Source organism: Streptomyces bauhiniae (assembly GCF_004784475.1).
GTDB lineage: Bacteria > Actinomycetota > Actinomycetes > Streptomycetales > Streptomycetaceae > Streptomyces > Streptomyces seoulensis.
This window is the reverse complement of record NZ_SRRT01000009.1, coordinates 110,261-123,845: the sequence shown is the minus strand read 5'-3', so window position 1 is coordinate 123,845 and position 13,585 is coordinate 110,261. Positions and strand designations below refer to the sequence as shown.

General features: G+C 72.3%; 15 protein-coding genes and 1 riboswitch. Of the genes, 3 read left to right on the top strand and 12 right to left on the bottom strand.

The genetic code is table 11. From position 1 onward, the window contains the following. Positions 1–44: 44 nt before the first annotated feature. From E5083_RS27760 to E5083_RS27745, 4 genes are all read right to left on the bottom strand, one after another. A complete protein-coding gene (locus tag E5083_RS27760; RefSeq protein ID WP_135788422.1) occupies positions 45–653 on the bottom strand; it encodes a DUF305 domain-containing protein in 609 nt (202 codons plus the stop codon). Positions 654–734: 81 nt separating this feature from the next. Further along, positions 735–1,133: a DUF6153 family protein gene (locus E5083_RS27755; RefSeq protein WP_208754173.1), complete on the bottom strand. Its 399-nt coding sequence runs from the start codon at positions 1,131–1,133 to the stop codon at positions 735–737. A gap of 51 nt (positions 1,134–1,184) precedes the next feature. Then, entirely contained in the window at positions 1,185–2,906 is a 1,722-nt protein-coding gene (locus E5083_RS31870; protein ID WP_135788421.1) for a cytochrome d ubiquinol oxidase subunit II, read from the bottom strand. After that, entirely contained in the window at positions 2,907–4,346 is a 1,440-nt protein-coding gene (locus tag E5083_RS27745; RefSeq protein WP_135788420.1) for a cytochrome ubiquinol oxidase subunit I, read from the bottom strand. It lies immediately after the preceding gene. A gap of 223 nt (positions 4,347–4,569) precedes the next feature. Here E5083_RS27745 and E5083_RS27740 point away from each other — a divergent pair, with 223 nt between their 5' ends. Next, positions 4,570–5,280: a lysophospholipid acyltransferase family protein gene (locus E5083_RS27740; protein WP_135788419.1), complete on the top strand. Its 711-nt coding sequence runs from the start codon at positions 4,570–4,572 to the stop codon at positions 5,278–5,280. A gap of 68 nt (positions 5,281–5,348) precedes the next feature. Here E5083_RS27740 and E5083_RS27735 read toward each other — a convergent pair whose 3' ends face one another. The 8 genes from E5083_RS27735 to E5083_RS27700 form a co-directional block, all read right to left on the bottom strand. Next, complete coding sequence (locus E5083_RS27735; protein WP_167513646.1) at positions 5,349–6,944, bottom strand: alpha/beta hydrolase; 1,596 nt, start codon at positions 6,942–6,944, stop codon at positions 5,349–5,351. Between the two features lie 115 nt (positions 6,945–7,059). Further along, positions 7,060–7,830, bottom strand: a complete 771-nt coding sequence (locus E5083_RS27730; RefSeq protein WP_135788534.1) for an urease accessory protein UreD — start codon at positions 7,828–7,830, stop codon at positions 7,060–7,062. Continuing rightward, entirely contained in the window at positions 7,827–8,504 is a 678-nt protein-coding gene (gene ureG / locus E5083_RS27725) for an urease accessory protein UreG (RefSeq protein ID WP_135788418.1), read from the bottom strand. The genes E5083_RS27730 and ureG overlap by 4 nt, the downstream gene beginning before the upstream one ends. A gap of 32 nt (positions 8,505–8,536) precedes the next feature. Continuing rightward, positions 8,537–9,211 carry an urease accessory protein UreF gene (locus tag E5083_RS27720; RefSeq protein ID WP_135788417.1) on the bottom strand — a complete coding sequence of 225 codons (675 nt, stop codon included), beginning with the start codon at positions 9,209–9,211 and terminating at the stop codon, positions 8,537–8,539. A gap of 8 nt (positions 9,212–9,219) precedes the next feature. Further along, positions 9,220–10,941 carry an urease subunit alpha gene (locus E5083_RS27715; RefSeq protein ID WP_135788416.1) on the bottom strand — a complete coding sequence of 574 codons (1,722 nt, stop codon included), beginning with the start codon at positions 10,939–10,941 and terminating at the stop codon, positions 9,220–9,222. Continuing rightward, positions 10,934–11,245, bottom strand: coding sequence for an urease subunit beta (locus tag E5083_RS27710; protein ID WP_135788415.1), 312 nt, complete (start codon positions 11,243–11,245; stop codon positions 10,934–10,936). Before E5083_RS27710 ends, E5083_RS27715 begins: the two co-directional genes overlap by 8 nt. Positions 11,246–11,256: 11 nt before the next feature. Then, a complete protein-coding gene (locus E5083_RS27705) occupies positions 11,257–11,559 on the bottom strand; it encodes an urease subunit gamma (RefSeq protein WP_135788533.1) in 303 nt (100 codons plus the stop codon). 155 nt (positions 11,560–11,714) lie between these two features. Continuing rightward, positions 11,715–12,005, bottom strand: a complete 291-nt coding sequence (locus E5083_RS27700; protein WP_135788414.1) for a type II toxin-antitoxin system Phd/YefM family antitoxin — start codon at positions 12,003–12,005, stop codon at positions 11,715–11,717. An 86-nt stretch (positions 12,006–12,091) separates the two neighbouring features. Here E5083_RS27700 and E5083_RS27695 point away from each other — a divergent pair, with 86 nt between their 5' ends. After that, the gene (locus tag E5083_RS27695) at positions 12,092–12,712 is read left to right on the top strand and encodes an ATP-dependent Clp protease proteolytic subunit (RefSeq protein WP_135788413.1); all 621 of its coding nucleotides are present in this window, start codon (positions 12,092–12,094) and stop codon (positions 12,710–12,712) included. A gap of 7 nt (positions 12,713–12,719) precedes the next feature. After that, positions 12,720–13,028 (top strand): hypothetical protein, encoded by a 309-nt coding sequence (locus E5083_RS27690; RefSeq protein ID WP_135788412.1) that lies wholly within the window; start codon positions 12,720–12,722, stop codon positions 13,026–13,028. Positions 13,029–13,400: 372 nt separating this feature from the next. Beyond that, positions 13,401–13,583: riboswitch (cyclic di-AMP (ydaO/yuaA leader) on the top strand. Positions 13,584–13,585: the final 2 nt, after the last annotated feature.

Sequence of the window (13,585 nt, the reverse complement as noted above, 5' to 3'; positions counted from 1 at the left end):
GGGCGGGCGGGGCCGGGGTACGACACCCCGGCCCCGCCCTTTGCTCACTTCTCGGCGAGCAGGCCCTTCATCTGCTTGATCTCGGCGCTCTGCGCGGCGATCACGTCGTCCGCCGTCTTCGTGGCCCGGCTGTCCCGGCCCTTGGCCTGCTCCGTCTTCGCCATCTCCACGGCGCCCTGGTGGTGGACGACCATCAGGGTCAGGAACTTCCTGTCGAAGTCGGCGCCGGTGCTCTTCTTCAGCGCGGTCATGTCGTCGGCGCTCATCATCCCGGACATGCCCGCCATGCCGCCGTGCCGCGAATGGTCCATGCCGGCCATCGGGGGCTCCTCGCCCCAGGACTTCAGCCAGCCGGTCATGGTGCGGATCTCGGGGTCCTGCGCCTTCTCGATCCGGGCGGCGAGGGCCTTCACCTCGGCGGAGGCTTCATGATCCGAGGCCAGCCGGGCCATGTCCACGGCCTGCTGGTGGTGCGGGATCATGCCCTGCGCGAAGGAGACGTCCTGGGGGTTGTGAGCGCGGGTCGTAGCGGACGGGGCCGGGGCGCCGTGGGCACCGGTGTGCGTGGTGCCGCCGCAGGCGGCGAGGAGCACGACGGCGGAGGCGGTGGCGACGCCGAGCGCGGCACGGCGGATCGCGTGGGAGGGGGTCATGCTTGAACTCCTGCTGTTGGGAGGGGGTTTGGGCACGCGTGGGGACGGCCGCGCTGCATGGGCGCGCGGTCGTGGGTGCCTCTAGATCCGCAGCAGTTGGAGTTCGGCCAGGGAGGGGGGTGCGCGGGCGCCGTCGGGCGCGGTGGCGGGACGGGTGCGGGGGTCGCCACACGGTTCGGGCGCGCCGGGCGGGCCCGCGAGGGGCTTCGGCAGGTCGGGGCCGTTGCTCACGGCGCCCGAGGCACAGGTCGGGTCGGCGTGGTGGAGCCGGTGGCCGCCGCAGTGGCCGTCGGGGCAGTCGCCGGGGGCGTCGATGACGGCGCCCGCATGGACGGCGTGGGTGTGTTCCCGGTGCCCGGTGCCGCCGGCCGGGGCCAGGGCGTGCATGCCGAGCAGCCCGAGCAGCACCGCGAGCACGAGCAGCGCGGGCGAGCGCCGGTGGGGCGGTCGCGGGGGGCGCTGGTGGGCGGTGCCGGGCATGCCGGTCATCCTACGAGCGCCCCTCACGCCCGCCGCGGCGGGACTCGCCGCTCAGCTCTTGGACGGCCCCCGGTGCCGGGGTTCGTGGTTGCGGGCGACGATCGAGGCGTTCAGGCAGGTGGCGTACGCGCACCAGGCCGCGTACGGCAGCAGGATGACGGCCGCCTTGCGGTCGGTACGGGCGACGCGGGTGAGGAGGCGGATGTTGCTCGCGTCCAGCAGGAGGGTGCCCGCGAGGCCCGCGAGCGGGCTGCGGAGCCGGAAGAAGAGGTTGCTCCAGCCGGCGTTCAGGGCGAGGTTGGCGGCGAACTCACCGGCCAGCGCCTTCCGCTGGGGCCCGCGTGCCGCGTTCAGGGCGCGGCCGCCCGCCACGGCGACGGAGGCGTACAGCGGGGTCCAGACCGCGCCGAACGCCCAGGGCGGCGGCTGCCAGTCGGGGGTGTTCAGCTCGCGGTACCAGCGGGCGTCCGGCCGCGTGGCCCGAGCCCCGGCGACCGCCGTCGCCGTGACGGCTCCGGCGCAGAGGACGTAGGGCACCCAGCGGTGGGGCTGGCCCTGGACGGCGGTGGGGCCGAGCGGGGCGGCGGGGGTGCGGGCGGTCTTCGCGCCGGTGCTTCGGGCGCCCTTGGTCAGCCTGGCCCCGGCACCCCGCCCGGCCTTGGCCGCGTCACTCCGATCGGCCTCGGCCGCCCGGCTGGCCCTGTCCGCTGCACTGCCCTCGGTCATGCCCTCCCCGCTACCCCGCTCCCCTTGCCGCACGCTGCTCCGAAAGGGCCGGTCGCCCACGCCCACGACGCCCCGGCCGCTGAGCCGGAACAGCAGCACCAGGGACGGCACGATCAGCAGGCCCGCGACGATGGCGACACCGACCACCACGGCCAGGCTGGCGTTCGGCGCGGCAGCCTCGGTGATGGAGAGGTGGGTGCCCAGGAGGTACGGCGTCTGGGCCACGCCCCAGCCGACGATGACCAGCGCCACCGCGCCCGCCGCCGCGACCCGGGTGCCCACCGTCCGCTTGGCCCAGAGCAGGGCCAGTCCGACCAGGCCGCCGACGGCCGCGAGGACCACCAGGGGCAGCGCCGGCCCGCTGAGGCGGTCGAAGAGGCGGGGCGAGTCGGCCTGGAGGACGAAGATCCCGGCGATGCTGACCGCGCCGGTGACCGCGCCGGCGGCCATCGCCCGGTCGCGGTAGTACCGGTAGAGCTTGTCGTCGTCGCGGTGCAGCGCCTCCACGGTCAGATAGGTGGCGGCGACGTAGGAGCAGGCCAGGACGGCGAGGACGCCGCCGAGGATGCTGGAGGGGTTGACCCAGCTCGAGATCGCGTCGCCGTTGCCCGCCGTGGGGACGCGGCCGGAGGCCAGGCCGCCCGCGATGGCGCCGAAGCAGTACGGCGTCAGGACCGAGGACACCGCGAAGGCGGCGCCGTACAGGCGTTGCTCCTCGGTGCGGACGGTGGCCTTGCGGAAGGCGAAGCCGGCGCCGCGCAGCACGATGCCGAGCAGGGCGAGGAGCAGCGGGATGTAGAGGGTGGTGGTGATGGCGGCGAAGGCGGAGGGGAAGCCGGTCCACAGGACGACGAGGCAGTAGATCAGCCAGGTGTGGTTGGCCTCCCAGACGGGGGCGAGGGAGACGTCGATCAGATGGCGTGGCTCGCGGCCGCGTTTGGCGCCGCCCGCGATCAGGTCCCAGAAGCCCGCGCCGAAGTCCGCACCGCCGAGCACCGCGTAGGCGACGACGCCGATGAAGAGGAATACCGCGACCAGCTCGGCCATTTACCGCACCTTCCCCTCGGAGCGCTCGCGCCCGGAGCCGGCTGCGTCGTCGGGGCCGTAGGGCACGGGGACGTTCTCGTCGCCCTGTTTCTGCCAGCGCCGTTTCATCGAGAGCAGGACCCAGATGGCGCCGGTGCCGACCGCCAGGTAGAGCACCAGCACCCCGGCGAAGGTCGGCCAGAGGTTGCCCTGGGTGGTCACCGCGTCTCTGGTGCGCAGCAGCCCGACGACGATCCACGGCTGGCGGCCGACCTCGGTGACCACCCAGCCGCTCTCCAGGCTGAGGATGGAGACGATGCCGCACAGGGAGGCGGCGCCCAGGAACCAGCGGTTGGTCTGGAGGGTGTTCCGGCGCTTCCACCACACCCACACGAACCAGACGGCGACGGCCAGCATCAGCATGGAGGTGCCGACCATGATGTCGAAGGCCCAGTGCACGATGTTGACCTGGGCGGTGGTGGGTCTGATGTCGGCCGGGACGGCGTCGAGCCCCTGGATACGGGTCGAGGGCTTGAATCCGGCCAGGATGGAGGCCACCCAGGGCACCGAGATGCCGTAGCGCACCTCGCCGTCGATGAGGACCCCGCCGAGGGTCTCCGGGACGTGGGTGCCGGTGGTGGGCAGCAGCTCGATGGCGGCGAACTTGGCGGGCTCGCTGTCGAAGACCTGGCGGGCGATGGTGTCCCCGACGAAGATCTGCACCGGCAGGGCGACGGCGGCGGTGATGAAGCTGATCAGGAAGCCGAGCTTCTGGTAGTGGCCGCGCCGGCCCCGGATCATGCCGACCGCGTAGACGCTGGCCACCACGAATCCGGCCACGATGTAGGCGGCGAGCAGCATGTGCCAGAACTGGAGCCAGAAGGCGTTGTTGAAGAAGACCTCGCCCGGCCGGACGTCGACCACCTTGCCGTTCCGCATGGTGATGCCGCCGGGCTGGTTCATCCAGCTATTGGCGGCGATGACGGCGCCCGCTCCCCCGATGCTGGCCAGCGCCACCGGTACGCCCGACCAGAAGTGGGCCCAGGGGCGCATGCGGTCCCAGCCGTAGATGTAGATGGCCACGAAAATGGCCTCGAGGAAGAAGAACAGGCCCTCGATGGCGAAGGGGAAGCCGAACGCGGCGCCGTAGGTCCCCATCAGGCCCGGCCAGAGCAGACCCAGTTCGAAGGACAGGACCGTTCCGGTGATGGCGCCGACCGCGAAGAGTACGGCGGCCACCTTGGACCAGCGCCGGGCCAGCACCAGAGCGGCCTCGTCCCCCTTGCGCAGTCCCCGGTAGTTGGCGATGAGCATCAGGGAGGTCAGGGCCACGCCGAAGGGCACCAGGATGATGTGGAAGCCCAGCGTGAAGGCCATCTGCTCCCTGGCCGGCAAGAGCTGGTCCGGCTCCGCCGCGGCGGCCAGGAGCAAGGGATACCTGGCCAGGTCGACCGTCAGCATGGACGGGCCCTCCTCTTCGCAGGTTCAGCCGCTCTCAGGCTGACTCTCAGGCTGATCTGTCACTATTTCGCCCAATGTAACGGCTGCGGATGCGGCGTGTTCTCGCCTGTGGACAGAGCCGCCGGACAGAGCCGCTTCCGCGAATTCGCCGCGTGCCGAGCATGAGCCCGGTGTCCGGCGGTAACAGGTGTCTGCACAGGCCGCTGCGAGCGAGGGGGAGCCGTTGTTCTACCACTTGCTGAAGTACGTGTTGCTGGGCCCGGTGCTCCGACTGGTCTTCCGTCCCCGCATCGAGGGCCTGGACCATGTGCCGGAGTCGGGCGCGGCGATCATCGCCGGGAACCATCTCTCATTCTCCGACCACTTCCTGATGCCCGCCATCCTGCGGCGCCGGATCACCTTCCTCGCCAAGGCGGAGTACTTCACCGGGCCGGGGCTCAAGGGCAGACTGACGGCGTTCTTCTTCCGCAGCGCGGGCCAGATCCCGGTGGACCGCTCCGGCAAGGAGGCCGGTCAGGCGGCGGTCCGCGAGGGGCTGAAGGTGCTGGACCGGGGCGAGCTGCTGGGGATCTACCCCGAGGGCACCCGCTCGCACGACGGGCGGCTGTACAAGGGGAAGGTCGGGGTCGCGGTGATGGCGCTGAAGGCCGGGGCGCCGGTCGTGCCCTGCGCCATGATCGGCACGTTCGAGGCCCAGCCGCCCGGCCGGAAGATCCCGAAGCTGCGCCCGATCACCATCCGCTTCGGCGAGCCGCTGGAGTTCTCCCGCTACGCGGGGATGGAGGACGAGAAGGCGGTCCTGCGGGCCGTCACCGACGAGATCATGTACGCGGTGCTGGAGCTGTCGGGCCAGGAGTACGTGGACCGCTACGCCGCCGAGGTGAAGGCGGAGGCGGAGGCGGCGAAGACCCGCCGGTTCGTGCGGCGGCACTGAGGCGCGCGGAGAGCCCGGAAGGGGCGGCCGGAGATCTCCGGCCGCCCCTTCCTCAGTGCTCCGTGCCGTTACGCCTTGGGCGTGGCGTGCGGTGCGCAACTGACGTCGGAGCTGTCCAGCTCACCGGTCAGCAGGTAGGCGTCGACCCGCTCGTTGACGCACGGGTTGACCAGGCCGGTGACGCCGTGGGAGCCGGCGCCCTCCTCGGTGATCAGACGCGAGCCCTTGAACCGCTTGTGCAAGGAGACGGCGCCCTCGTAGGGAGTGGCCGCGTCCCGCGTGGACTGCACGATCAGGACGGGCGGCAGACCCTTGTGGGTGCCGACCTCGACCGGATTCTGCTGCTTGGCGGGCCAGGTGGCACACGGCAGGTTCATCCAGGCGTTCGCCCAGGTCATGAACGGGTAGTCCTTGTGGAGCCGGGTGTTGTCCCGGTCCCACTTCTGCCAGCTCGTGGGCCACTTGGCGTCGGCGCACTCGACGGCGGTGTACACCGCGTTGCCGTTCTCCGCGGAGATGTTGCCCGCGGTGTCCGACAGGTCGGGCGCGGCCGCGTCCACGAGGGCCTGGGTGTCACCGGCGACGTACTTGCTGAACGCCGTGGCGACCGGCACCCACGAGGAGTCGTAGTACGGGGCGCTCTGGAAGAAGGAGATCAGCTCGGCCGGGCCGACGACCCCGCCGAGCGGGCTCTTCGCGGCGGTGGCGCGCAGCTTGAGCCACTGCTCCTGCACGGCGGCGCGGGTGGTGCCGAGGTGGAAGGCGGCGTCGTTGGCGGCGACCCAGTACTGCCAGTCCTTCCAGCGGCGCTCGAAGGCGATGTCCTGGTTGAGGTTGGCCTGGTACCAGATGTTCTCGCGCGCGGGGTCGACGACACTGTCCACGATCATCCGGCGGATGTGGTCCGGGAAGAGCGTGCCGTAGACGGCGCCGAGGTAGGTGCCGTAGGAGACGCCCAGGTAGTTGAGCTTCTTCTCGCCGAGCGCGGCCCGGATGACGTCCAGGTCGCGGGCGGTGTTCGGCGTGGTCATGTGCGGCAGCATGGCGCCGCTGTGCTCGGCGCAGCCCTCGGCGTACTCGCGGGCGAGCTTGCGCTGGGCGCGCTTGTCGGCCTCGTCGCGGGGCACCGGGTCGGCCTTGGGCGCCTTGACGAACTCCTGTGGGTCGACGCAGGAGATGGGGGCCGAGTGGCCCACGCCGCGCGGGTCGAAGCCCACGAAGTCGTACGCCTTGGCGGTGTTGGTCCACAGCGCGCTCTTGGTGGTGACCCGGCGCGGGAAGCGCAGGCCGGAGCCACCGGGGCCGCCGGGGTTGTAGATGAGGGCGCCCTGGCGCTCCTGCTTGGTGCCGGTGTTGCCGATCCGGTCGACGGCGAGCTTGATCTGCTTGCCGTTCGGCTTGGCGTAGTCCAGCGGCACGGAGACCCAGCCGCACTGGATGGGCTTCTCCAGCCCCCAGTCGGCGGGGCAGTCCTGCCAGTCGATGCCGGCCTTTGCGGCGCGGGCCGCGGCCGTGGCGGCGCCGAGGGCCTCGCGGTCCTGGCCCCGGCTGCTGTCGGCGGTGGCCGCGGGCGCGGTCACCGCGCCGGCTATCAGTGTGGCGGTGACGAGCGCGCCGGCCGAACTCAGCGCCAGCAGACGGCTCTTCGGCTTGTTCTCCCTCAAAGGGGTCCCCTCCCCGTGACTTCACTGCGAGTGGTCAGGCGGGGAATCCTCTCGGCTGTGAGCCGTCTGAGAACAGGGTTGGCCGACCTTCTTTACCAATCCGATAAACGGATGGTCATTTCCGATCGGCGGTCAGTAGCGCCAACGCCTCGTCCAGCCGGCGCCGCAGGGCGAGCGCGTCGGGCGCCACGGCACTGACGAGGACCCCCGGCCCGGCGAGCGGCATCAGGGCCGTGCCCTCCCCCAGCATCCGGGCTTCCGCCGTTCCTTCCTGCAACTCGGGAGTTACGAGGACCAGTTGGCCGACCGCCCGCTGTCCCCCGAGCACGGCGGGCCCGTCCCAGCCGCCCGGCGCTCCAGGGCCGCAGCTCAGCTCCTGGTCGAGCAGCGTGGTGCCCGCGATGCGGACGGTGAGCCTGCTGGTGAGCCGGCCAGACTCCTCCCCGGCCCGCCCGAGCACCTGCTCCTCGCGCAGCAACAGTCGTGCGCCGGGCGCCAGTTCGGCACGGGTGGTGACGTGCAGGTCGCTGCCCCGGGCCGAGATGAGCTGTTCGGGCAGCCAGTGCAGCTCGGCCCCGGCGGCCACGTCGAGCCGTACGTCGTAGCGGGCCTCGCCCTTGGCCTGGCCGGGCAGGGCGAGGGTGGCGGCGGCCGAGCCGAGGTGCAGCCGGGCGCCCTGCCCCACCTGGGCCTCGACGGAGAAGCGGTCGCCGCCGAGCGGGCCGCTCATCGCGCCGACCAGCAGGACGCGGGCCTCGGTGCCGTGGGCGCGGGTGCGGCGGGGGGCGAGGGGGCCGTCGCCCGCCAGCACCGGGAGAGCGGTGCCGCCCCGGCCGTCGGCGCGGGCCTCGATCCGGGCGCGGGCGCGGACGCCGGCCGAGGTCACGCCGTCCACGCGGCGAGCCGCTCGCGCACCCAGCCGGCCACCTCGCCGACCCCGTTCTCGACGCGCAACGTCTGGAACACCACGGGGAGTTCGGCCCGCTGGGCCTTGGCGTCGGCGGCCATCCGGGCGAGGTCGGAGCCGACGTAGGGGGCGAGGTCGGTCTTGTTGACCACGAGCAGGTCGGCGGTGGTGACGCCGGGGCCGCCCTTGCGCGGGATGTCGTCGCCGCCGGCCACGTCGATCACGAAGATCTGGGCGTCCACCAGGCCCTTGGAGAAGGTCGCGGTGAGGTTGTCGCCGCCGGACTCCACCAGGATCAGGTCGAGCGGGCCGACGGCGTCCTCCAGGTCCTCCACGGCTTCGAGGTTGGCGGAGATGTCGTCGCGGATCGCGGTGTGCGGGCAGGCGCCGGTCTCCACGGCCGTGATCCGCTCGGGCGGCAACACGGCTTCGCGCAGCAGGAATTCGGCGTCCTCGCGGGTGTAGATGTCGTTGGTGACGACGGCGAGGGAGAGTTCGTCGCGCAGTGCCCGGCACAGCGCGGCGACGGTCGCGGTCTTCCCCGAGCCGACCGGGCCGCCGAGCCCGATGCGCAGGGCGCGCCGGCTGCCGTCGGGGCGGTGCGCGTCGGCGCCGACGGCTGCCGGGCCGGTGTGGGTGTGGTCGAGATGCATGTGCGGCTCCAAGTGCGGTTCGTTCGGGGCCTCTAGGAGGCGAAGAGGCGGACGGGCCAGGCGGCGTGCGCCTGGGCGCCGATCTCCAGCAGGGGTGCGGACGCGGCGGGCAGGGCGTCCACCCCCTCGGTCAGTGCGCGCCGGGCGGCCTCCACGGCACGGTCCGCCACCCGGTCCAGCTCGGGCGCCAGCCGGGCGAGGACGCCGGTGGCGTCGAAGGGGTCGAGGCTGAGCAGCCGTACGGTGGCGGTCGCGGCGCCGCTCACGCTCTCGTACAGCGCGCAGTAGGCGGCGTCCAGGGGCTCCAGGCCGGCCGCGCGGGCGGTGAGGCCCAGGACGACGGGCTGGTGGGCGCCCTTGGGGAACTCCCGCGTCAGGGCGTCCAGTTCGGGTGAGGACCAGGTGGCGCGGGCCGCCCGTACCAACTGGCGGCCGAGCCGCCGGGCGGCGGTACGCAGGGCGGGTGACGGGGTGCGGGCGTCGGCGGCCGCGTCCAACTCCCGTGCGGGGAGGCCGAGTACGGCCGCCGCCGCGAGGGAAGCGGCGACCAGGCCGGTGGTGTGCAGGCGTCCCCGGCAGAAGTGCTCCAGGGTCGCGGCGTCGGTGATGCGCCCCGCCTTGACGGCGGCCTCCGCCCCGCCGGAGTGGGCGTGCCCTCCGGCGGGGAAGCGGCCGTCGGCCAGGACGAGCAGTGCGGCTCGGGACATCACAGACCTCAGAAGAGGAAGTAGCGCTGGGCCATGGGCAGTTCGGCCGCCGGTACCGCCTCGACCAGCTCGCCGTCGATGTGCACGGCGAAGCTGTCCGGGTCGATCCGTACGTCCGGCATGGCGTCGTTCTCGCGCAGGTCGGCCTTGGTGACCGCGCGGGTGGATTGGATCGCCACGAACTCCTTGCCGAGGCCGAGGCGTTCGGGCAGACCGTCCTCGATCGCCAACTCGGAGACGAAGTTGACGGAGTTGGCGGCCGGGGCACGGCCGATCGCGCCGAACATCGGGCGGGGCAGGATCGGTTGGGGGGTGGGGATGGAGGCGTTGGCGTCGCCCATCTGCGCGTAGGCGATCTGGCCGCCCTTGAGCACGAGCAGCGGCTTCACCCCGAAGAACGCGGGCTCCCACAGCACCAGATCGGCCAGCTTGCCGGTCTCCACCGAGCCGATCTCGGCGGCGAGGCCCTGCGCGAGCGCCGGGTTGATCGTGTATTTGGCGACATAGCGACGTACCCGGTGGTTGTCGGCCCGGCCGTCGCCGGGGAGCGCGCCCCGGCGGCCCTTCATCACGTGGGCGGTCTGCCAGGTGCGCAGGATGACCTCGCCGACGCGGCCCATGGCCTGGGAGTCGGACGAGATGATCGAGATGGCGCCGAGGTCGTGGAGGATGTCCTCCGCGCCGATGGTGGACGGCCGGATGCGGGACTCCGCGAAGGCGAGGTCCTCGGGGACGGCCGGGTTGAGGTGGTGGCAGACCATCAGCATGTCGAGGTGTTCCTCGGCGGTGTTGACGGTGAACGGCCGGGTCGGATTGGTCGAGCTGGGCAGCACGTTGGGCTGCGAGACGACCGTCATGATGTCCGGCGCGTGCCCGCCCCCGGCCCCCTCGGTGTGGTACGAGTGGATGCCCCGCCCGGCGATGGCGGCGAGGGTGTCCCCCACGAAACCGGCCTCGTTGAGCGTGTCGGTGTGGATGGCGACCTGGATGCCGGTGCGGTCGGCCACGGTGAGGGCCGCGTCGATGACGGCCGGGGTGGAGCCCCAGTCCTCGTGCAGCTTCAGCCCGACGGCGCCGCCCCTGATCTGGGACAGCATCGCCTCCTGCGAGACGGTGTTGCCCTTGCCGAGGAAGCCGACGTTGACGGGGTACGCCTCCATCGCCTCCAGCATCCGGGCGAGGTGCCAGGGGCCCGGTGTGACGGTGGTGGCCTTGGAGCCCTCGGCCGGGCCGGTGCCGCCGCCGACCAGGGTGGTGACCCCGGAGGACAGGGCCTCGTCGGCGATCTGCGGGCAGATGAAGTGCACATGGGCGTCGATGGCGCCGGCCGTGAGGATGCGCCCGTTGCCCGCGATGATCTCGGTCTCGGGGCCGATGACGAGGTCGGGGTGGACGCCGTCCATGGTGTCGGGGTTGCCGGCCTTGCCGATGCCGGTGATCCGGCCGTCCCGGATGCCGACGTCGGCCTTGATCACGCCCCAGTGGTCCACGACGACCACACCGGTGATCACGGTGTCCGGGGTGCCCTCGGCACGGGTGGCGCGGGACTGGCCCATGGACTCGCGGATGACCTTGCCGCCGCCGAACACCGCCTCGTCGCCGGAGGAGCCGGGGCCGCCGGAGCGGTCCTCCTCGATCTCGATGAGGAGGTCGGTGTCGGCGAGCCGGATGCGGTCGCCGGTGGTCGGGCCGAACAGGTCGGCGTAGGCGGCGCGGGAGATCTCAGGCATCGAGGGCACCTCCGGTCTCGCCGCGCAGACCGGGCACGATCCGGGCGCCCGCGAGGGGGACGAGTTCGACCTCGACCGGGATGCCGGGCTCGAAGCGGACGGCCGTACCGGCGGCGATGTTCAGCCGCCTGCCGTGCGCGGCGGAGCGGTCGAAGTCCAGGCCGGGGTTGGCCTCGGCGAAGTGGTAGTGGGAGCCGACCTGGACGGGCCGGTCGGCGGCGTTGAGGACGGTGAGCCGGATGGACTCGCGCCCCTGGTTGCAGACGACCGGGCCGTCCGCGAACAGCACCTCTCCGGGAATCATCGCGGGCCCCCTCAGACGATCGGCTCGTGGACGGTGACCAGCTTGGTGCCGTCCGGGAAGGTGGCCTCCACCTGGACGTCGTGGAGCATCTCGGGGATGCCCTCCATCACGTCGTCCCGGGTGAGCACCTTGCGGCCGGAGGACATCAGCTCGGCGACGGTACGGCCGTCGCGGGCGCCCTCCAGGATGTGCGACGTGATGAGCGCGACCGACTCCGGGTGGTTGAGCTTCACGCCGCGGGCCCGGCGCCGCTCGGCCACGTCGGCCGCCACATGGATCAGCAGTCGCTCTTGCTCGTGCGGGGTCAGTTGCACGTCCCACCTCACAGTCCTCGCTCCGGACCGTGCGGGGCCCGGTTGCCGCAGCCACGGCTCGGGGCCGGCTCGTACGAAAACCCCTGGTGGCGTGGGAGCGAAGGCTAGTTCGCCGGCGTTTCGGCGACGTTAACCGGCGGGCGTCCGGCGCGCCTTCAGGTGGTGCCGGGGCGGCGGTGCTCGGCGGCGATGCCGAAGCGCTGCCGCTCCTGCGGCGCGGAGGCGGGGACCTCGCGGACACCGGAGACGGAGCTGATCACCTGCTCGTCCCGCTCGGCCTCCTGCGCGTCGAGCGCTTCCAGACGTGCCAGGTCGGCGGCGGAGACCAGCGCGACGAGCGGTTTGCCGTGCCGGGTCACCACGACCCGCTCACTGCCGTAGACCACCCGGTTGATCAGGTCGGCGAGTTCAGCCCTGGCTTGCGTCACCGGAATCTCGTAGGCCATGACCCCATTCTAACGTCACGTACGTCCTGTACATTTTTTACAGAAGCGGGGTCGTCAGTGGTCCCGCCGCTCAGGAGGGGTGTGCCATGACCCGACCGAACGCCCGACATGTCCTGCCCGAGTTCACCGAGCGCGACGGAGGGGTCCGCCGCACGCTCGACCCGTACGCCAAGCTGTTCGAACACCGGATCGTGCTGCTGGGCACGCCGCTGGACGACACGGCGGCCACGGATGTGATCGCCCAGCTCATGCAGCTCGAACACGCGGCCCCGGACCGGGACATCACGCTGTACCTGAACTGCCCGGGCGGCGACTTCCACGCCATGACGGCGGTGTACGACACGATGCGCTACGTCGGCTGCGACGTGGAGACCTACTGCCTGGGCCAGGCCGTCTCGGTGGCCGCCGTGCTGCTCGCGGCCGGGACGCCCGGCAAGCGGTTCGCGCTGCCCGGCGCGCGGGTGGTGCTGCGCCAGCCGGAGCTGGCCGAGCCGGTGCAGGGGCAGCCGAGCGACCTGGAGATCAAGGCGGCGGAGCTGGTCCGGGCGCGAGAGCTGATGGAGGAGCTGCTCGTCCGGCACACCGGCCGGGACGCCGCCACCGTCCACGCCGGCCTGGAGCGCGAGCGGGTGCTGGACGCCACCGGCGCCCTGGAGCACGGCCTGGTCGACGGCATCGTGGGCGCCCGCGAGAACGGCACCCGGTGACCCGGCCGTGCTGCCGCAGGAGCTGCCGCCGCTGCCCGCGCTGACCCGGGCCGAGGGCGAGCTGATCGACCGTTACCTGGAGGCGGCCGACCTGCTGGGCCGGATCAACCCGGCCCGGCACGGCGACACGTACCGGGCACTGCGGGCCGCGCAGGCGCTGGCGCGCACGGCGGCCGCACTCCGCGACGCGCTCGCACTGATGCACGAGCGGGGCGAACGGGAGCTGTACGGGGGCACGCTGGCACACGCCCTGCGGGTGCTGGACGGCGAGCGCCGGACCGCGCGCGTCGCGCTCCCGCCCGATGGAGTCGGCTGACCCGGACACCGCCGTCGGCCGTACGGGGCCCGGCGTGTCGTCCGCCGAGCCGAAACGGGCCGAACGTGCTACCGCCGACCGGTGTATCTCCGGGCCCGTTTCCGGACCCGCCGAGTTGCGCGCGACGCGCCCGGCGGGCCACCGCGCGGCGAACGAAGCCCAGGTCCGGGGCTGTGGAGGGGAGTTGACGGCGGCTCGGACACACCTCTGTCCACCCGAACGGGTGAGTGGTGAGTAACACCACAAACCCCCGGTTCCATTGGGATTTTCGGACAGGAGTGGGCCAAGATCCCTGACTGACGACAAGACCCCGCCACAACGACGGGGCGCATCCGGGCGGACGCCGAGTCCTGCCGCCACCCGGATGACCGGTCGACAGAAGTGCATCGGCAGGAGTGGAGGACCCGAGCAAGCCGGGTCGCCGGGACGGATGTCCGCGAGCAGCGGACGATCGTGCCGAGCAACCCTTGGGGTGAAGCCGTGGTGACACGGCCGGGCAACTTCGCCAGCCCGAATCCGACAGGTCATCCTTCACAGGCGGCTGACGAAGGGTTGCG

Coding starts and splice junctions, on each gene's coding strand:
- E5083_RS27760 (WP_135788422.1), bottom strand. CDS start 653: ATGACCCCCTCCCACGCGATCCGCCGTGCCGCGCTCGGCGTCGCCACC.
- E5083_RS27755 (WP_208754173.1), bottom strand. CDS start 1,133: ATGCCCGGCACCGCCCACCAGCGCCCCCCGCGACCGCCCCACCGGCGC.
- E5083_RS31870 (WP_135788421.1), bottom strand. CDS start 2,906: ATGGCCGAGCTGGTCGCGGTATTCCTCTTCATCGGCGTCGTCGCCTAC.
- E5083_RS27745 (WP_135788420.1), bottom strand. CDS start 4,346: ATGCTGACGGTCGACCTGGCCAGGTATCCCTTGCTCCTGGCCGCCGCG.
- ureG (WP_135788418.1), bottom strand. CDS start 8,504: ATGCATCTCGACCACACCCACACCGGCCCGGCAGCCGTCGGCGCCGAC.
- E5083_RS27720 (WP_135788417.1), bottom strand. CDS start 9,211: ATGTCCCGAGCCGCACTGCTCGTCCTGGCCGACGGCCGCTTCCCCGCC.
- E5083_RS27715 (WP_135788416.1), bottom strand. CDS start 10,941: ATGCCTGAGATCTCCCGCGCCGCCTACGCCGACCTGTTCGGCCCGACC.
- E5083_RS27710 (WP_135788415.1), bottom strand. CDS start 11,245: ATGATTCCCGGAGAGGTGCTGTTCGCGGACGGCCCGGTCGTCTGCAAC.
- E5083_RS27700 (WP_135788414.1), bottom strand. CDS start 12,005: ATGGCCTACGAGATTCCGGTGACGCAAGCCAGGGCTGAACTCGCCGAC.
- E5083_RS27695 (WP_135788413.1), top strand. CDS start 12,092: ATGACCCGACCGAACGCCCGACATGTCCTGCCCGAGTTCACCGAGCGC.